Genomic DNA, 16,694 nt, shown 5'->3' with positions numbered 1-16,694 from the left:
TCTGTACTTAAATTTCAATTCAAAATGTTATACATAAACCAAAGAAAGTGATAGTAGTAAAGTATCTGTTCAACCATAAGTTCATTATAAAAGATTTTTTGACTTCAACGACAACCAAATAAGGAGAAGCTTTACAGTATCTCTTTCATAATACGTTCGTTATAATGCTCAAAAGTAAAATTCACGGCTACCTGATAGGCTTGCTTCGCTTTTGCTTTCAGTATTTTTTCTTCGAGCTGTTGGATTTCCACTAGAACACTAGCTAACTTCTCGGCGGTCGTAAGATTCACGACAAACCCGTTATCAGCATTGATGTACTGCCCGACACTAGAAATATCTGATACTATGGGAATACAACCAAAGTTCATTCCTTCAGCAATCACTTTAGGAAAGCCTTCTGAAGCGGTACTTGGCAATAGTAAAAAGTGCGACTTTTTATAAATGTCAAAAACTTCATTTCGACTTAGAAAGCCATAAAAAGTCACCGGTAATTTATTCGCTTCTACTTGATTTTCATAGAATTTTCGTTTTTCTCCATCACCTATCAGATGAATTTCTTCAACAAAATCACGACTATCCTCAAAAGTTGAAAAAGCATCTAGAATTCTTTGTACTCCTTTTTCATCTTCTAACCTACCCACAAAACAAAAAATGAATTTAGGTTGATAAATTTTGCCTTCCATTATTTTTTGACCTTCATCTCTTTCCTTCAGAGTCAAACAAGGGTTTTCAAAAGTTAGGCAATGCTTGGGCTGATGCGGCCATTTTCCATTAATTGTCACGGTTCGACTTTGGTTCATCAGCATTTTACGTTGCAAAGCATAACCTAGTGGTGGTTTTTCCTGCGCCCAATTACCTGCATACTTAAACCAACCTATTTTTTCGCTCCGGTTTAAGTAAGGTATAAGATAAACCCCTATTCCTACCGGTGCCCGAAACTGAAACGCATCCACCTTGCTCAGGACATTTTTTACAGTTGCCAAGGTTCTGGGCAAGTTGGTTAATACGCTTAATTTTCCTCGAATGCTTCTTCCTCCTGAAGGGGGTAAAGGCACAAACTCTATATTATCTGAAGTATAAGGTATAGAACTCGGTGGTGGTTCTTTCTCGTGAAAAAAAGCTACATGATAAATTTTCTCAAAGTTTTCGATTAACTGATTAATTTCGGTAATGGTAGGTCCCCATCCCACAATTTCACCATTATCTGTTTTATAGTGCTCGGTATGCGAAATAATGGCTAGCTTCATAACTAAATCTTTTCTTTGATAAAAAAACTTGACGAACCGATATCAAGCTTTCCTAAACTATTTGTTAATAGATACAAGTATACTAAATTATTATAAAGCTATTCGAGGTTTTAGGGTCATAGATAGAATATAGAGGCTAGAGAAAAACAGAGTTGCTTTTCAACTTTGATTATTCTGATTTGAATTACTGGTGTTTTCGTTACTCTTGAGCTGACAGTTTCCAACGCACAAAAGCTTTCTTACTTTTACAAAAATGGGAAACTGTACTTGAGATGTCGTAAGGAACATTACAACTTCACAAGTCATCCTGAGCTTTTCGAGTGGAATTTAAACATCTTCCTCGCAAGAAAACTTGCCCATCAATTGAAGCATGCCAACTGTAAATCACTCACTGAACACTTTCATTCCTAAGCAATAATGAATTTTCCGATTTCAAGTTCATACATTATCAAATCACAAAAGATTCATGACGATTTAATTACATCCTAAATTTTCTCCAAAACTTCCAAATACCGCCGAATAATCTTATCCCAAGAGAAATTTTCGGTCCATTGAATCGCATGTTTACTGTATTCTGAATAATTTGCTATTAGTGTGTTGATAGCTTCTAAAATTCCCTGTTCATCTTGATGATTTACCAAAATACCCGAATGATAATTGCTTATGGCATCTTCAATACCACAGCCTTTAGCACCAATACTTGGAATACCTAATGCATTTGCCTCTAAAATGGCGATTCCGAAGCCTTCTACATCGCCTTTAGAGGTATGCTCACTTAACATCATAAAAATAGTAGATTGCTCTAAAAGCTTTAATTTTAACCTCTCCGAAACACGTCCATGAAATATTACACTCTCCTCTACCCCTAATTTTTCAGCTAAAACTTCTAGTTTTTTTTGAGTTAAAGGAATTCCTACAATATGATATTTCACTTGGGGATATTTCTTTTTGATAGCCGGTAAAGCATGAATAACATTATGCTGCCCTTTTCGGGGAGTAACGTTACCTACCGTCACCAAATCAAGACTACTCGAAGTTAAGCTTTTGGTTTGTTGTGGATGGTTTGAAATTTCAAAACCATTGGGAATAACGGTAATATTTGGAAGCGCTAGATGCTGGACCAAGCTTTTGGTATAGTTGGAAACCGCGATAATTTGATGAAACCGTCGAAGACAAAAATCAGTAAATTTTTTCTGTAATTTTGAGGGGAGTAAAACTTCACTTCCGTGTAAAACTGCTATGTATTTTCTATGGAACAATAAACTCAATATTGCCCCTACCCAAATAGAAAATTTTCCCGAAAGTAGGACCGTATCGTTCCTATTGGTCAAATAAATGGCTTTTAGAATTCGATTGAAATAGCTAAAAACAATTAATTTCTTTCGCTTAATCCGGATCACTCCAAAAGGTTGGGCGACATCAAAGGCATCTTCTTCTTTCCCTTCCCCTGAGCGCTGATCGGAAAGGACCTCTACCTCTATGCCGTTTTCTTGAAATGATTTTGCTAAATGCCACGCATGATTTCCTATCCCACCGGGTTGCGGAGGAAATTCAGAAGTAATTAATAAAAGTTTTTTTGTCTTTTTCAAGGGACAAACTTGCTTTCGATCATGCTTCAAAAAAAAGCAAAAGATTTCAATCCCCCTACTTTTTCCTTTTTCTTTTTAAAAAACTATTCCTTTCTTTTAAAAACAGGAGAGTTTTTTAGTGAGCAGTCTTCAAAGTTCAATTTAAACTGTACTTGATAGGAATTCAAAAATCTTTCGATTTAAAAGTCATTCATAGCAAAGTCGAAGGGGCAAGTCTATTTTCTAAGTGCCTGTTTCTAATTACAAGCTCTCAATTTTATCTCCTTCTTTAAGCATTTTACCCGATAAGTCCCAAGACTTATCCACTTGAATCAAAATTACCGGCAGCAAAAACACCGATAAAATAGCCCCCAGCAATAGCATGGGCTTATTTTTCTTAAATTTATATGGAATTATAGAAGGCGGAACCATTTTCAACAAAGCCAATTTTGCCTGATGATTACCGTAGTATTTTCTAAATAAATAAAGTACACTGGGGATGGGGCGAGGGGTGAACCATTTTTGAGAGCGAAACGCATCCCAACTTCCCATTTCTCGAAGTCCTCCAGAACCAACTTTTAAATGTAATCGCTTGGCATAAGGATTAGAAACATTTAAAAAACCGTGCAAATAGACTCGTAATCCAAATTCCCCATCCCCCATTCGTTGTTTTTCAAATTGTCGATCAAATAAACCGGTAGTTTTAAATATTTCTTTCTTGATAAGAACATTACCAGTATCCAATTGATCGGAAACTCGAAAAAATGAATAATTTCGTGGTACTTCAGCGCCGGAAGTTGAAATAGACACCCCAGATGAAACCTCAGCTTTAAAAAAATCCAGTGTCTTTAAATGCTGAGTAATCCAATCGTTATCTACCCGACTATCATCGTCGTATAATAAGATATAATCCCCTTTAGCCATTTTGATAGCCCGGTTCCGAGCCAACCACAATGCTTTTTCTTTTTGCTGAATAGCGCTTAAATCTAGCTTCCATCCTTTATAAAAATCTTCCTGAAAGGGGTCGGACTGATCCACTACAATCACCTCAAAGTACTGATAATCTTGAGATTCAAGATCTAAAAGCACATCCTTTAAATATTCATAGCGATTTAATGTAGGTATGATTACGCTTACCAAAGGCTTCTCTTCTAAGAGCGAAGATTGAAAAGAACCATAGTCTGAATACTTTAGGGGATGTTGAAGGTAATTACTCCGTTTCGCACCTCTCCCTTTTATAAAAGCTGATACTTCTCTAAAAGGATTTTTAAAACTAACCAACCTCAACAACAAAACATATACACACCAAATTGGATGAAAATATTTATGAAGAAAACGATATTCGTCTACAAGCGGCAGCGACTCAAAATGCTGATAGGTTGTTACCTCCCCGACATAGCCTTTTTGAAGAGCCTGCCAAGAAATATCATAAGATTTAGCTTTTTCAGAATAAAAACACGGGTCCTTTTCTAATTGCTGAAGCACTACAGCAGGCAGCTCTTCTACCTTAGGAAACGCAAAAGAACCATTATTTCGAGCTAAACTAAAGTAATTAACCGGTTGTAAATATTTAAGAAAGCTAAAAATCATTTCAAATTCATTTGGTAATAGGATTTAAAAAAACCATCCAAGGTTAAATGTTTTTCCCATAATTCTCTATTTTTCTTACATAAATCGAGTAATTGATCTTCATCAATCTTTCTATGAAAATTTCCTAGTATTTTATCTACTTGATTTAAGTTTTTGCCATCTACCCATACTACATGTTTTTTCCAATCTATTTTATTAGCTAACGGCAAGTACCCATCGGTATGAATGTACACAGGGATTCTCCCCATCATTAACGTTTCATAAAACCGAACCGAAAAATTCCCAGCCCCTCTTACACATAATACATACTGTGAGTCATTTATATTTTGATAAAACTCATGGGTTGTTTTTTCTTTTTCCGCTTTTGTTTTTACTCCCGCCCGGTATTTTTGCCGAAGTATAAATTGATCAGTGATCAAGTTACTTTTTGATAATTTTGACAATAAATTAGCACGTAAACGGGTAGAAGATAATATAGCTTGGGGTTCTTTAGCACTTAGACCTAAATAGGATTGTAGGTTTTTTGTAGCAATTTTTAATTTTTCCCAATACGAATTAAAAATAGAAGCATTTGCTTGGCCACAAAAGCCAACAACCGGCTTATGGGTATATTCAATTTGAACATGGTCTTGCTGTTTATATTCTTGTAAGCGGTCCTGGATAAAAACAGGCATTCCCTCATGCCCTTGGTAGAGATTAGATGTATATCCACTCATTCGAAATACTTTCAGATTATTAAAATCTCGGATTTTAACTCCGTAATCACCAGCATTCCAACTCCATACCATTTTATTATCCTTAGCGGCTTCTCTTATAAATTGATAGGCTTCTTTTAGTTGTTTATTATTCACATAGTAATTCCAGGCCATTGGCAAAACTACCACATCCGCATCTTTAGAACTATCAACCAATTTATAATCTTCTTCTGAAACACCGTAGAGTTGCTGCCTTTGTAGGTCAGAAAAATTTTCTTTTTTAATAAAAGGCTTCAATAAAGGAAATAATTGTCCGCGATAATTTTTATTATAAAGGTTTTCTGGGTAGTATAGTTTCATGATTCTTATGATAGATATTTTTCAGCTTTCATAAATAGTTTGTTGAGTGATCATTTAATCTAAAATTTATAAAATTGGACAAATTCTTCTTGTTGTTTTTCTATATTAAACTGCTCTTCCACCCTATTTTTGGCAGCTATAGCTATTTCATATTTTTTCGCCTCGGGCAAGTTTATAATTTTAACTAATTTTTCTATTAATTTTCTTGAATCAAAGTTATTTACCAACCAACCGGTCTTATTATCTAGGATATTTTCTGAAAGACCTCCAGTATTAAAAGCAATACACAGCTTTCCTAATGCCTGAGCTTCTAGTACAGCATTACAAAATCCTTCATTTAGGCTTGTTTGAATATAATAGTCTGCTTCATTAACTAAATTAATTGTTTCAGCGTGTGATTTTTTTCCTACTAAAAAAACCTTTTTCGTTAGTTTTCTTTCGAAAATATGATACAAATATCGTTCTCTTTGTGGAACGCTCCCTTCTCCTATGATTATCCACTCAAAATTTATATTCTTTTCATGAAGTATAGCTGCTGCTTCTATTAAAAAATCTATACCCTTTATCCAAGTAAGACGCGCTATTGTAACTATTTTTATAGTGGCTTTGTTAGCAACACTAAACTTATTATTGATATTTTTTAAATCTACCGCAGGAGTTATAATCTTCACAGGTGTACCGGGGCTCATCCCTAAACTTAAAGCTTCTTTCTCTAAATAATGTGAAATGGAATGTACCTGATTCACATTATCCCACACTTTACTGTAACAACCCGGAAATTTCTTCGGATAAACGTTTATATCATATCCTCTAAAACTAACTGCCATTTTAGCTCCTATAGCTTTAGAGATAGACTCTCTGCCTAATGCCATAGTTACAAACCCAAAGTGCAACCAATCCAAATCAGCTTTTAATAGAGGTGCATTCAAATAAACCTTAGTCATAAATTCTATAATTCCCTTATTTTTTTCTAAACGGTACCATTTTAAAACTCTATCAAAATGGGGAATTAGTGAGATAAATACTTTTAAAAAAGAAAGAATTAAAATGAATGGATTTTTACTTTTTCCAGGAAAGGTTTTTACCTCGCACAATGAAAATTGATTAGCGTTTGTTTGACAGAATAAAGTCACTTGAAAACCATAGTGCTGCAAACCTTTAATTTTGGAATTAAAAAAAGTTTCTGAATAGCCAGGGGGTTGGGCAAGTACTAATCCTAATTTCATACTTATTTTCTAACTATATTTTGATATAAGCATTCATGTTCATCAACAAATTTTTTCATATTAAAATTATTGACACAATACTTTCGAAGAGCTTGTCCTAAATCCCTCCATTCTTCTTCAGACTTCTCCATTAACTCTTTTAATTTATTAGCCAACTCACCAGGCATTAGAAGCTTCAAACAATAGATTAGGAAAATCCTTTAATACGTAATTGATTCCGGAAATATCAGAACCCAAAACCGGAGTAGCCATACTCATGGCTTCCACTAAAGCCATAGGCATACCTTCTTTTCTTCCTTTATTTAAGGTAGGAATCACATACAAATCTGCATTAACCAAATAAGGCCGTACATCGAGTTGTTTACCCAAAAACTTAATTTGGTTTTGTTGGCCTTTTTCTTCAATTGATTTGATTAAATTTTTCGCATAATCACTACGTATATCCCCTACAATTTTGACTTCAATTTGAGCATCACCTAGCAGTTCCACCGCTTCCACCAATACTTCTATGCCCTTTACCTCTACTAAATTGGCAACACTTATCACTTGAAATTTATCACTAGGTCTTTTCTTAAATCCCGCAGGACTATAATAGTCGGTATCAATTCCTAAGGGGATTAATTGCTGGTCTTTTTTCTTGGGAAAATAATTCACCATCTCATGATTAATGGTGATGATAAAATCACTCAAATAGCTTTTTATTTTCCAATGCTTGTTCCCCCAACTCATGGCTTTTTTGGTATAGATATATTTGGCACCTCCCCATATAGTCGCCAACACCTCCGTCCAATCGCTACTCCAATGCCAAGAATGCACCACATCAAATTGATGTTGCCTTATAAAAGATGCTATTTTTTTAATCCTACCATACAAACTTAAATAGGGTCGATAATGGGTGGTCATCGGCTGTATATAAATGGGCACACCTAATTCCTCCACTTCTTTAAAAAATATCCCTTGGCTATGTTCCACCGCAATCGTAGGTTCAAACCGGGAAGTATCCAAACCTTTTACCAAATCATAAACCACCTTACCACTCCCGGCCGTATCAAAATTAGGAATGGTAAATAAAATTTTAATTTTCTTCAACAAACCTATATATTTTCATTTTTTTTATTTCTTTCTTTATAAATTTTAGCCAATGCTTTTTAGGTAAATGAAATATCGAAGGTAACTGAACGTATATCTTTTCAAGGTTTTTTTTTCTATCTTCAAATTCATAACCAAAAAATATTGCATCTTCTCCAAAAAATTGATCAACCAATTTTTTTCTTTTTTTATTATAAAAAAAACTATAATGTTTATATTTTTTTTGTCCAATATTAGTTTTATTAAATTTAAAATCAGAACCTAAATTTAAATCCATTTTCAAAACATCTAAACCTTGCTCTATATTCTCTAGCCTAATCACTAAATCATAGTTTATTTTTTCCCCATTCAATAAAAAATACTCTTTCTGCTTTTTTAAGTGATCACCTCTATAAGCTGGTTGATTAGGGTCATTCAGGATTTCGAAAAACTGACCTTTTCTCTTTAAAAAATTAGAAAAACTATCCACAATAGTTCTACCTTTAACTACCCACAAATAATCAGAAACTGCCCTAGACCAAGGATTTCTAATGATTATAAATTTGTAATATTTCTCCCACTGTTCTTGGGTCATTTTATTTAAATCAATTAACTCTTGTGGGGTAGCATGCTGCAAATAAATCTTGTCTCTTTTATCCCAGCCATAAAAATTTTTTAAACAATCACCTCTAGTATTTCCTACATCAATTCCAAAAGCTTTTTCTATTGTTGAACCTGCACATTTAGAAATATGAATAAAAATAACTTTTCTTTTATGACAAATCATCTTTTAAATCTATTTAGAACCTTTTTCAAAAACCTTCTATCTTGAAATCTAATCCAATAAAAAACTCCAACAATGAAAAACTTTAATCCAGCTAAATGTCCCAACTCTAAATTTCGCTGAGTATTCATCGCATACCTAAAATCCTCCTGACTAATTAGCTCAGGAAATTCGTAATAAAAGTTTTTAATTAATTCCCTACTCGCTCGAAATTGCTTACTATGATTGGAAGTAACCGAATCCCTATTTGCCCTTCGGTCCAATCTTACCAATATTTTGGATATCCCTACAATTTTAGACACTAAAGAAAAACGTAAAACATACGTCCAATCCACACTAATACTTGGATGATGCTGCGTGAAATATAAGCCATTATCCACATGAACGGATTTTCTAAACATCATACAACTATTAACGACTTTTATTTGCTTTCTATAGTTTAACAAAAACATTTCTTTACCTACGGGATATTGCTTACCTGATTTTAATAATCCAGGAAATTCAAAGGTGATTTTGTTTCCATTAAAGAATTCTGACATTCCGGACACCAATCCTATAGAAGGTTCATCATCCAGTTTTTCCACTTGTAGCGCCAATCGATCTGGATAATAGTAGTCATCCTGTTCAGCAACGGCTATATATTCTCCGGAAGATTCATATACCAAACGATTCATTGTTGGTCCCAGTCCTCTATTTTTTTGGTTAATTAAAATTTTTAGTTGCTTAAATTTGTTACTGTACCTCTCTAGAATACTTTCCGAACCATCTCGGGTTCCATCAATGCAGGCAATCAACTCGAAATCTTGAAAAGTTTGTTCTACTAAACTATCCAATGTAGCTATCAAAGTTTTCTCGCCATTATAGATAGGAAGAATAACCGATACTCTCATATTAATTAAACTTTTTATTCCAAACCGAAAGAGTTAATAACATACTCACTGGATGCGAGTAATACACCGCATCTTCGCGTTGAAATTTCTTATAAAACTTTTCCACGATTTCTCGGGAAATAAAATCATTAAATTTTTCATCAAAAAGGTAACTCTCCAATTGTTGTTCGTTTTCTTTTCCTAGAAATTGAAGTTCCCAATTACGTTGAATAAATTTCTTTTGTTGAATTTTATTGATCCCCGCTTGTAATTTCCTACCTACTTTAAAAGGAAAGTTATAGGGCATTTTATTATATTGGTAATTATTTAAATTAAAAGGGCGTTGATCTTCCCAAATAATCTTCGCCACCTCTGGATTTCTTTTTTGAATATAGGCAATCTGCAACTTCCGATCTGCTAAATATTCCTCGGGTAGGCTACAGATAAATTTACACATTCGATGATCGTAATAAGGCAAAGTAATGGGATGCGCATGGGCAAAGACCGAGAGATTGGTCGACGTCCATCGCGGTGCCCAATATAAGGACTTAAACGCCCGCATTTTGGCGCCTACATGGTTTTTTATATTGATTTGAGACAACAAAGCTTCAATCCTCTCTTCTAAATAGTTTTCAAAATCACCCTCCAACTGCCAATCCCGCCAAAGGGATTTTCCTAATTCCAAACCGCCTTTTTTGATGACTTTTTTCTTCACCAAAGCAATCAAGTCTTTTTCCGTATAGCCCTCAGGTGCTCCTTTATCAAATAGTACGTCGCCCCAATGTCCCAAAGAAAAGGTTCCTTTCATTTGTTGAAATTCTGGGAGTACTGCCATTTGTCGGGGATGGGTAAACTCAGAAGCACATTGATTAATCTCTGCCAAGTCTTCAATTACATTCCATAAATATCCTTTTGGGATAAGAAATTCCTGAAACTCAAACTCACAAGCTTTTGCTATTTTTTGCGCAATGCCGCTTTCTGAATATCCCCCGCTAAATGAATAGCTATAGGAAGTCACCTTTTTCCCCAACTGCTTTAAAGCCACCGCTTGTGTACGACTATCCAAACCTCCAGAAATGGGAAGAATGGCTTGCTCGTCTCCGATTTGTTCGTCAATAATCTGCTCAAAAAGTTCCGTAAAATCATTCAGGGCTTCTTGAAAGGAATAGTTTTTTTTGGGGCTATAGTGCCAATCAAAATAGGAATAGCTGGAAACTAACTTTTGTTGTTCATCTACTTCATTACTGGTAGCCGGACACAGTACTTTTTTGTTACACCAATATGTATCTGTATCCCAAAAAAAACCAGTTGCAGCAAATAAACAAATTGCCCGGTAATCAAGGGATTGATGTTGATTGGTATAGGCAAATTGCGCTTGTACCGGAATAATAGGGGTTGTTATATTTTTCACTAAAACACTTTTACCGGATTTTCTACTAAAATTATAAAATTAAGGAAGTAAGGTATACATTTTAGTTCTATTTAACTTCCAAAAAGCTACTGAAAATTAAAATGCCAAAAAACAAAAGCTTATCACGACCTCTCGATATAATTTCAACTTTGCTATTATTCTTATCAAATCACTTGAAGTAACATTTTACTGTTTTCCCTTTAGTTCTGCACTACTTCTAACTTCAGGTTTTATAATTACTGCCTATTGCTAACAGTCAACTCAACAATATCCACTCACCTCTCACCTCTAAAATATCACTAACTGCTTTTAGCTTTAAGTTACTGACTGAAAAAAAGACAATTGATAATGACTACTGTTGAATGAAGACCTACCTATCATTTTGAGCTTTCCTACCAAAGGAAGGCAGATTCGAGAAATTTTTCTTAGACTTAACTTTCCTTCAAAAAATGGTTTTATCATAGCTTTCAGCTAATAACTATGGTTTACAAATTAATCGCTTAAATACAAGCTCAACCGCAGTCATATTTAAGATCGATACAGGTATTTGTTTAAAAACTAACATAATCTATGCAATATTAAGTATACTGTTTATAAGCATTTAATACTTTTTTATACAGTTGTTCCATGCCGACTACCATTTGTTCTTCATTAAATTCACGTTCCACTTTTTGACGAGCAGCTTGCCGAATTTGTTCAATTTCTGACTCGGATAACCTTACGAAGGCTTGTATTTGATCTGCCAGTGCTTGAGGATTCCGTCGAGGAATAATCCATCCTTCTTGTTGATGGGTAATCAATTCTTCCATCCCTCCACAATCGGTACTTATCACAGGTGTTCCCAATGCCATAGCTTCTACAGCGACATTGGGGATGCCCTCCTTAATACTGGTAATTAACGAAAGAGAAGCACTAAAAACTTTTTTTTGTACTTCCTCAAAAGGTAGTTTTTCTGTAAGGCTTATAAACGAATTTAATCTAAAAAAATTAATTAAATAAATTAGTTCCTCATTTCCAGCAGCTCCAACAATTATATAGTGAAAATTAATATTTTCTTTTTTTAAAATAGCACAGGCTCGAATAGCCATTGAATAATCTTTGATCCAATGTGCTCTCCCTACCGAAATAAGTTCCAAACGATTTTTTTTTCGATAAGAAGTTAGGACAGGAAATTTTTTCAAATCCAATCCGGTATGGACTACTTTATCAATTCTAGTAAAAGCTTCTCCGACTTTTTTTCCGTTTTCAGAAATCGCCTCAGAAACCGAATGTAAGCCACTTAGTTTTGGATAAATTCTCTGGAGATAGGCATAATTTTTTGTATTAATAAAAGGTCGAATATTAGTATGATATCCTCTTTGGCTTAAGATTATAGGATAAGTTTTATGTTCTAAATAGGGTTCTAACCAAGGTAAAACTGAATTCCATTGCGCATGAATCACATCAGGATTAATTTTCTTTAATACTTTTGCTAAATTTTTAGCCTGTAGCTTTTTTTTATCAAAATTGAAAAGATTTTTGAGGGCTCCCAAGCCTTGTAAAGCTAAACTTTTAGTAAGTAATTCTAATTTATCTTGATTACTTCCTAAAGATTCATAATGAACACTCTCTACCGGACTAGGATTGTAAAGGTTAAAACCTAACACATACACTTGATGTCCCTGACTCACTAAGCCTTTTATCAATCGGCGAATAAACGTAGTAGTTTGAAAACTTCCATCAAAAATGACTATTTTTAACTTTTTTTGCATTAGGAAAATAAGCTTTTATAAAAACTTTCTATTTTTTCGGCTATTTTATTCCAATCATAATTCAAGCTTAATGCTCTAGATTGCTTTCCTATAGCTTCACACATTGCCGGATTACTTAACAAATGAAGGGCCGTAGCTATGAATTTTTGTGAGTTTTCTTTAGGTATCAAAAAATTGCCAGTCCCTTCTAAATAGGTTCTATTTCCTCCTACATCTGAAGTAATAATGGGTAAACCACATGCTATTCCTTCTAATATAGAATTACAAGCTGTACTGTCTAACATAGGTAAATACAAAAAACTAGCTTTCTGATAAAATTTCTTAAGCGTAAAATCATCAATACCGCTATGAATGCTAACCTTAGTTGATTTGATATTTACTTTATGTTTAAATTCTTTTTTTAAAATAATATCAAGGGAAGCTTCTTTGTTCTCTGCAAGTATAGTCGGCATAGTATTATTAAGCATTTCAAAATCCCTTAAATGTTGTCCTACAAACAATATTTTTTTTGAATGAGGTTTTTCTTTTAAGGGCTCAAAAAAAGCTGTATCTACGCCATGAGGAATATATTCCACATGTTTCAATTTTAACCATTCTTTAATAAAGTCAACTTGGTTCCTACCCACACAAATTGCCCCATTTAATTTCTTTAGATAAGTTGTATTTTGAATTGTTTTTTCTAGCACTTCCGGGGGCTTGTGGAAGCTAGCACAAAACTTAAGCTGTTCTCCACCTATTTTATATTTAATTAAATATCGAATATCACGTTCTCCATTTAAATAATGAATGATAGTTGGGTTTTCTTTAGAAAATTGATTAATATTTTTCAGTAACTCTATCTCTTTCTGTACACTTTGAGAATTATATATGCCTGCTTTTTGACTGGAAAGTTCACCTAAGCATTTAGCCAATTTATAGGGAATTTGTGGTTTACCCTGAATAACTTGTACATCCCCCATAAAATCAATTAAACATGCATAGCCGGAATAACCTGAATGATGGGGTGAGCGATGATGGATAATATTTTTTTTCAAGGTTTTAATTAATTATAGTGATCTGTTCATCAATTCCAATATACGCTTTACATTTTTCTCAGGGGATACATGCTCTTCAAAATATTTCCTTGCATTAGCAGATAATCTATCTCCTAAGTAATCATCCGCTAAAACAAGTTTTATATTGGCAATTAACTCTTTATCTGAATGAAAATATAAAAGATGTTTTCCATGTTCCAAAGGCGTAGGAAGTTCTGTAGATAAAGGTTCGGCAATAATAATTTTTCCCTGAGATAAATATTCTGCCATTTTCCAAGCCGGTGAATTTGCTAAGCCTCTTGTATAAATTACAATTTTTGCTGACTTTAAAACATCTAAATATTCTTCTGGATCACTTGGCACATTAGATAAAGCATCGCTATATTTTTCATTAAAGAATTTAGATTTGATAAATCCTCCACGAAAATGTTCTGGGAATTCTTTTTTTAATAACTTAATAATATAATAGCGTTGTTCGTGTATATTAATTACATCTTGTTGGTTTTCTTTAAAACAACGCGTTTGAAATAAGATAATAGACTCATTCGATTTTTGGAAATCTTTAAAACGCTTAAGTTCCCTTCCGGTCTTGATAAACTTCCAATGGTTTTGTTGAGCATACCAAGTATGTATCCATCTTTTTCCAATCGAGCGATCTAACTTAGTATTAATTTTCAAATTACTCCCAAAAAGTCCTAATAAAAAAGAAAGCTGAGAGTTTTGATGGATTGAACGTACCCCAAAACATAAACCTAACGGATATATTTTATGTTGGAGATTTCGAGGTAATTTTTCCACATACTTAGACTCAAAACTTCTTTTAAAGATAAAATCACATTTTTCTATAGCTTCTTTTGAAAACTGGTTAGCAAAATCATATAAATCAGTTGCAAAAAATAATTTTTCTTTACTATCCAGATTGATTAATTTATAGAAGGAAGTTTTAGGATGGGGCCTATTATCAACATTTAAAAGATTATTCTCAATAGCATACCTTCCTAATCTTCTTTGAGTAGTTAGTACTACCTTAACTTCAATAATCCCATCGGCTTCCAACTCAAATAAACCGGTTTGTATATAAGAAGAATGATTAAGTTCTTGTGGTGTATAGATAATGATTTTAAATTTAGCCATAGAACTGCTTATTGCTTTTGCTTTAAGGCATCTTCCACAGATTTCTTTAAAACTTTATAGGTAGCCTCAATACTATAATATTTTTTTGCAGTTTCAGCTGCTTTTTCTTTCATAGATTTTAATTCTGAAACATTTTGAATTAAATCAAATATTTTTTGAGCGTAACATTCTTTTTTACAAACATATCCATTCTCTCCATTACAAATAACTTCTTCAGGGCCAACTGAACCTTTAATTGCAATAACTCCTGTACCACAAGCCATAGCTTCAACCATCACCATTCCAAAAGATTCGTGTTCACTAGGCAATAACAACAAATCTGCTTGTTGATAGTGCTCGACCAAATCTTTTTGCTTTTTAGATCCTAGAAAATTAACGTTCTTTTCTATTTCTAAGCTATGAATTATTTCTATTAATTCTAACTTATAATTGGTATCACTATTAAAACCTATAATATCAAGCTGTACATTTAAACCTCTGTCCTTTAAAAAACAAACTGTTTCTATAGCAATTTCAATACGCTTCAATCTAGAAATCCTGCCTACATATAAAAGTTGATAAAGTTGACCTGAATTCGTGTCAGAAGTCAACTTAGCCTTAAATAGAGAAGTGTCAATACCAAGGGGCAATACCCTAATATCAAGCTTTGCAAATTCGCTATCTTTTTGTAATTGTTTTTTTTGTGATAAGGTATGAACTAAAATATGATTTGCATTTTTATAGTACTCTAACGCCACTCCTTTCAAAGACATATTTACACCTCCTATCATCGCAACATAGGGCTTAGACTTAGCCTTAAGTTTCTTTGCATACGCAAAAGTATAACCACTACCATGACCAGACATATTAATTATCGTGACATCACTTACTGGAGCTATTTCATGAAATTTTGAATATTGTTTTCGCCAAGCTCCTTTTTTTATTAACGGATAAGTAACCGGCCAAAACCTTTTGGTTAAATTTTTAATCTTTTTTTTGTATGGAAAATATCTTTGAGTGAAATAATCGATATATATATTATATCCATCATTTTGAAGTTTTTGTAAAGCTAGTTCTTGAGATTTACTATGGGAATAATATAAGTCAGACTCTTTTATACCGATAGCTTCTGCTGAAAAAGGGTGCAATAAGGAAATTTTCATTATCTCAAAAAATTATCTATCTGCAATTTAATTTTCTGTAAAAAATTTAAATCAGAATTATTTACTACTTTTTGTTGAATTTTATCATAAAGTCTTAAATCGTATTTAATAATCTCATTCAGCAATTTTTTATCATAATTATGTTTTTCATTTTTCTTTGTAGAAACATTTTTTTTAATATAACTAGTATTCTTCCAATTAAATTTTTTATTGAAAAAGAATAATGACTCGTCAAATTTCTCCATATCCAAAAAAATTATTTTCTCACTATTACTTAAAGCTTTATTGAAAATATCAGGAGAAACTTTCATTTTTTTCTGTAAAAAAAAGTCATGAGGACCTGCTAGCTGCCGAGTTAATAAATTATCTAAACCAGTCTCTAAAAGTAATTCCAAATAAATATTAAAATCAAAATTTGAATTCTGTAATTTTTTATAAAAAAAACGCCCGTTTTTATGATGTTCATTAAAGTCTGAAATAAGTCTTTTCTTCGGTTCTCTCAAAAATGAAATATAATCTACTTTCTCATTTATTAGCCTATGAACACCATAACCTACATGACCACCTATAAAATCAATTTTTGAAGTATCACAACCATTTATATTTTTCACAATATTATTTAGCAGCTCAGGAGCTGTTTCATATCCTCCTGGCAAACGGATTGCAATACTTTTATTACTACTTAGTTTTTCAATCAAGTATTTTTCTTTGGATAAAAATTCAGCTTTAGGTTTTAAAAAAAAATCATGATTTTTTTTTACAATCTCATAAAATGTGGTCCCCGCTGTTTTGGGAATATGAATAAAAAAAATCAT

Annotated in this window: 14 protein-coding genes; all 14 read right to left on the bottom strand. The window is 33.1% G+C overall.

Features of this window, described 5'->3' with window-relative positions:
- Window positions 1-131: 131 nt before the first annotated feature.
- A complete protein-coding gene (locus FVB9532_RS12845) occupies window positions 132-1,247 on the bottom strand; it encodes a glycosyltransferase (protein WP_150545585.1) in 1,116 nt (371 codons plus the stop codon).
- A 485-nt stretch (window positions 1,248-1,732) separates the two neighbouring features.
- Window positions 1,733-2,836 (bottom strand): glycosyltransferase family 4 protein, encoded by a 1,104-nt coding sequence (locus tag FVB9532_RS12840; protein ID WP_150545584.1) that lies wholly within the window; start codon window positions 2,834-2,836, stop codon window positions 1,733-1,735.
- 240 nt (window positions 2,837-3,076) lie between these two features.
- Complete coding sequence (locus tag FVB9532_RS12835; RefSeq protein ID WP_150545583.1) at window positions 3,077-4,405, bottom strand: glycosyltransferase family 2 protein; 1,329 nt, start codon at window positions 4,403-4,405, stop codon at window positions 3,077-3,079.
- Window positions 4,402-5,460 carry an exostosin domain-containing protein gene (locus FVB9532_RS12830; RefSeq protein ID WP_150545582.1) on the bottom strand — a complete coding sequence of 353 codons (1,059 nt, stop codon included), beginning with the start codon at window positions 5,458-5,460 and terminating at the stop codon, window positions 4,402-4,404. The genes FVB9532_RS12835 and FVB9532_RS12830 overlap by 4 nt, the downstream gene beginning before the upstream one ends.
- Window positions 5,461-5,519: 59 nt before the next feature.
- Window positions 5,520-6,686: a glycosyltransferase family 4 protein gene (locus FVB9532_RS12825; protein WP_150545581.1), complete on the bottom strand. Its 1,167-nt coding sequence runs from the start codon at window positions 6,684-6,686 to the stop codon at window positions 5,520-5,522.
- 156 nt (window positions 6,687-6,842) lie between these two features.
- Window positions 6,843-7,775: a glycosyltransferase gene (locus FVB9532_RS12820; protein ID WP_150545580.1), complete on the bottom strand. Its 933-nt coding sequence runs from the start codon at window positions 7,773-7,775 to the stop codon at window positions 6,843-6,845.
- A complete protein-coding gene (locus tag FVB9532_RS12815) occupies window positions 7,762-8,541 on the bottom strand; it encodes a sulfotransferase family 2 domain-containing protein (RefSeq protein ID WP_150545579.1) in 780 nt (259 codons plus the stop codon). The genes FVB9532_RS12820 and FVB9532_RS12815 overlap by 14 nt, the downstream gene beginning before the upstream one ends.
- Window positions 8,538-9,428 (bottom strand): glycosyltransferase family 2 protein, encoded by an 891-nt coding sequence (locus tag FVB9532_RS12810; protein ID WP_150545578.1) that lies wholly within the window; start codon window positions 9,426-9,428, stop codon window positions 8,538-8,540. The genes FVB9532_RS12815 and FVB9532_RS12810 overlap by 4 nt, the downstream gene beginning before the upstream one ends.
- A 1-nt stretch (window position 9,429) precedes the next feature.
- Entirely contained in the window at window positions 9,430-10,818 is a 1,389-nt protein-coding gene (locus tag FVB9532_RS12805; protein ID WP_150545577.1) for an asparagine synthase-related protein, read from the bottom strand.
- Window positions 10,819-11,396: 578 nt separating this feature from the next.
- A complete protein-coding gene (locus FVB9532_RS12800) occupies window positions 11,397-12,569 on the bottom strand; it encodes a glycosyltransferase family 4 protein (protein ID WP_150545576.1) in 1,173 nt (390 codons plus the stop codon).
- A complete protein-coding gene (locus FVB9532_RS12795) occupies window positions 12,569-13,603 on the bottom strand; it encodes a glycosyltransferase family 4 protein (protein ID WP_150545575.1) in 1,035 nt (344 codons plus the stop codon). The genes FVB9532_RS12800 and FVB9532_RS12795 overlap by 1 nt, the downstream gene beginning before the upstream one ends.
- Before the next feature lie 12 nt (window positions 13,604-13,615).
- On the bottom strand, window positions 13,616-14,737 hold the full coding sequence (locus tag FVB9532_RS12790) for a glycosyltransferase (protein ID WP_150545574.1): 1,122 nt from the start codon (window positions 14,735-14,737) through the stop codon (window positions 13,616-13,618).
- Window positions 14,738-14,745: 8 nt separating this feature from the next.
- Complete coding sequence (locus FVB9532_RS12785) at window positions 14,746-15,879, bottom strand: glycosyltransferase family 4 protein (protein WP_150545573.1); 1,134 nt, start codon at window positions 15,877-15,879, stop codon at window positions 14,746-14,748.
- Window positions 15,879-16,694, bottom strand: a complete 816-nt coding sequence (locus tag FVB9532_RS12780; RefSeq protein WP_150545572.1) for a sulfotransferase family 2 domain-containing protein — start codon at window positions 16,692-16,694, stop codon at window positions 15,879-15,881. Before FVB9532_RS12780 ends, FVB9532_RS12785 begins: the two co-directional genes overlap by 1 nt.

Origin of the sequence: Mesonia oceanica, assembly GCF_902499555.1 — a bacterium.
In the GTDB taxonomy this organism is placed as follows: Bacteria; Bacteroidota; Bacteroidia; order Flavobacteriales; family Flavobacteriaceae; genus Mesonia; species Mesonia oceanica.
Note: the sequence above shows the minus strand (reverse complement) of the source record. Positions and strands in the feature narration are given on the sequence as shown.